Source organism: Pseudomonas sp. Irchel s3h17, assembly GCF_900187505.1.
In the GTDB taxonomy this organism is placed as follows: domain Bacteria; phylum Pseudomonadota; class Gammaproteobacteria; order Pseudomonadales; family Pseudomonadaceae; genus Aquipseudomonas.
In genome coordinates this window covers 1-3,347 of record NZ_FYDL01000038.1, presented here as the reverse complement: position 1 = coordinate 3,347, position 3,347 = coordinate 1, and the positions used below count along the sequence as shown (strand labels likewise).

General features: G+C 51.2%; 2 rRNA genes. Both read left to right on the top strand.

Annotated elements, in window-relative coordinates:
• Window positions 1-176: 176 nt before the first annotated feature.
• A 23S ribosomal RNA gene (locus CKW25_RS25865) occupies window positions 177-3,070 on the top strand.
• Window positions 3,071-3,226: 156 nt separating this feature from the next.
• Window positions 3,227-3,342: ribosomal RNA gene (gene rrf / locus CKW25_RS25860) — 5S ribosomal RNA — on the top strand.
• The last annotated feature ends 5 nt before the right edge of the window (window positions 3,343-3,347 follow it).

Here is a 3,347-nt window from a genome sequence, read left to right as displayed (position 1 = left end):
TGATTAGATCGTTCTTTAAAAATTTGGGTATGTGATAGAAAGATAGACTGAACGTTACTTTCACTGGTAACGGATCAGGCTAAGGTAAAATTTGTGAGTTGCTCTTAATTAAGAGAGCATGCGAATTTTCGGCGAATGTCGTCTTCATAGTATAACCAGATTGCTTGGGGTTATATGGTCAAGTGAAGAAGCGCATACGGTGGATGCCTTGGCAGTCAGAGGCGATGAAAGACGTGGTAGCCTGCGAAAAGCTTCGGGGAGTCGGCAAACAGACTTTGATCCGGAGATGTCTGAATGGGGGAACCCAGCCATCATAAGATGGTTATCTTGTACTGAATACATAGGTGCAAGAGGCGAACCAGGGGAACTGAAACATCTAAGTACCCTGAGGAAAAGAAATCAACCGAGATTCCCTTAGTAGTGGCGAGCGAACGGGGACTAGCCCTTAAGTGGCTTTGAGATTAGCGGAACGCTCTGGAAAGTGCGGCCATAGTGGGTGATAGCCCTGTACGCGAAAATCTCTTAGTCATGAAATCGAGTAGGACGGAGCACGAGAAACTTTGTCTGAATATGGGGGGACCATCCTCCAAGGCTAAATACTACTGACTGACCGATAGTGAACTAGTACCGTGAGGGAAAGGCGAAAAGAACCCCGGAGAGGGGAGTGAAATAGATCCTGAAACCGTATGCGTACAAGCAGTGGGAGCCCACTTTGTTGGGTGACTGCGTACCTTTTGTATAATGGGTCAGCGACTTATTTTCAGTGGCGAGCTTAACCGAATAGGGGAGGCGTAGCGAAAGCGAGTCTTAATAGGGCGTCTAGTCGCTGGGAATAGACCCGAAACCGGGCGATCTATCCATGGGCAGGTTGAAGGTTGGGTAACACTAACTGGAGGACCGAACCGACTACCGTTGAAAAGTTAGCGGATGACCTGTGGATCGGAGTGAAAGGCTAATCAAGCTCGGAGATAGCTGGTTCTCCTCGAAAGCTATTTAGGTAGCGCCTCATGTATCACTGTAGGGGGTAGAGCACTGTTTCGGCTAGGGGGTCATCCCGACTTACCAAACCGATGCAAACTCCGAATACCTACAAGTGCCGAGCATGGGAGACACACGGCGGGTGCTAACGTCCGTCGTGAAAAGGGAAACAACCCAGACCGTCAGCTAAGGTCCCAAAGTTATGGTTAAGTGGGAAACGATGTGGGAAGGCTTAGACAGCTAGGAGGTTGGCTTAGAAGCAGCCACCCTTTAAAGAAAGCGTAATAGCTCACTAGTCGAGTCGGCCTGCGCGGAAGATGTAACGGGGCTCAAACCATACACCGAAGCTACGGGTATCATCTTCGGATGATGCGGTAGAGGAGCGTTCTGTAAGCCTGTGAAGGTGAGTTGAGAAGCTTGCTGGAGGTATCAGAAGTGCGAATGCTGACATGAGTAACGATAATGGGTGTGAAAAACACCCACGCCGAAAGACCAAGGTTTCCTGCGCAACGTTAATCGACGCAGGGTTAGTCGGTCCCTAAGGCGAGGCTGAAAAGCGTAGTCGATGGAAAACAGGTTAATATTCCTGTACTTCTGGTTATTGCGATGGAGGGACGGAGAAGGCTAGGCCAGCTTGGCGTTGGTTGTCCAAGTTTAAGGTGGTAGGCTGGACTCTTAGGTAAATCCGGGAGTCTAAGGCCGAGAGCTGATGACGAGTGTTCTTTTAGAACACGAAGTGGTTGATGCCATGCTTCCAAGAAAAGCTTCTAAGCTTCAGGTAACCAGGAACCGTACCCCAAACCGACACAGGTGGTTGGGTAGAGAATACCAAGGCGCTTGAGAGAACTCGGGTGAAGGAACTAGGCAAAATGGCACCGTAACTTCGGGAGAAGGTGCGCCGGTGAGGGTGAAGGACTTGCTCCGTAAGCCCACGCCGGTCGAAGATACCAGGCCGCTGCGACTGTTTATTAAAAACACAGCACTCTGCAAACACGAAAGTGGACGTATAGGGTGTGACGCCTGCCCGGTGCCGGAAGGTTAATTGATGGGGTTAGCTAACGCGAAGCTCTTGATCGAAGCCCCGGTAAACGGCGGCCGTAACTATAACGGTCCTAAGGTAGCGAAATTCCTTGTCGGGTAAGTTCCGACCTGCACGAATGGCGTAACGATGGCGGCGCTGTCTCCACCCGAGACTCAGTGAAATTGAAATCGCTGTGAAGATGCAGTGTATCCGCGGCTAGACGGAAAGACCCCGTGAACCTTTACTATAGCTTTGCACTGGACTTTGAATTTGCTTGTGTAGGATAGGTGGGAGGCTTTGAAGCGTGGACGCCAGTCTGCGTGGAGCCAACCTTGAAATACCACCCTGGCAACTTTGAGGTTCTAACTCAGGTCCGTTATCCGGATCGAGGACAGTGTATGGTGGGTAGTTTGACTGGGGCGGTCTCCTCCTAAAGAGTAACGGAGGAGTACGAAGGTGCGCTCAGACCGGTCGGAAATCGGTCGTAGAGTATAAAGGCAAAAGCGCGCTTGACTGCGAGACAGACACGTCGAGCAGGTACGAAAGTAGGTCTTAGTGATCCGGTGGTTCTGTATGGAAGGGCCATCGCTCAACGGATAAAAGGTACTCCGGGGATAACAGGCTGATACCGCCCAAGAGTTCATATCGACGGCGGTGTTTGGCACCTCGATGTCGGCTCATCACATCCTGGGGCTGAAGCCGGTCCCAAGGGTATGGCTGTTCGCCATTTAAAGTGGTACGCGAGCTGGGTTTAGAACGTCGTGAGACAGTTCGGTCCCTATCTGCCGTGGACGTTTGAGATTTGAGAGGGGCTGCTCCTAGTACGAGAGGACCGGAGTGGACGAACCTCTGGTGTTCCGGTTGTCACGCCAGTGGCATTGCCGGGTAGCTATGTTCGGAATAGATAACCGCTGAAAGCATCTAAGCGGGAAACTAGCCTCAAGATGAGATCTCACTGGGACCTTGAGTCCCCTGAAGGGCCGTCGAAGACTACGACGTTGATAGGTTGGGTGTGTAAGCGCTGTGAGGCGTTGAGCTAACCAATACTAATTGCCCGTGAGGCTTGACCATATAACACCCAAGCAATTTGTTGACTCGAAAGAGCACCAGATTGCGGTGTGTGAAGACGAAACGAACCGAAAGTTTGCGACTCACAAAACGCACTGACTATCACATACCCGATTTGCTGAAGCGCGGCCAGCTGGCCACGACTCGGTACCCGAATTTCTTGACGACCATAGAGCATTGGAACCACCTGATCCCATCCCGAACTCAGCAGTGAAACGATGCATCGCCGATGGTAGTGTGGGGTTTCCCCATGTGAGAGTAGGTCATCGTCAAGATTAAA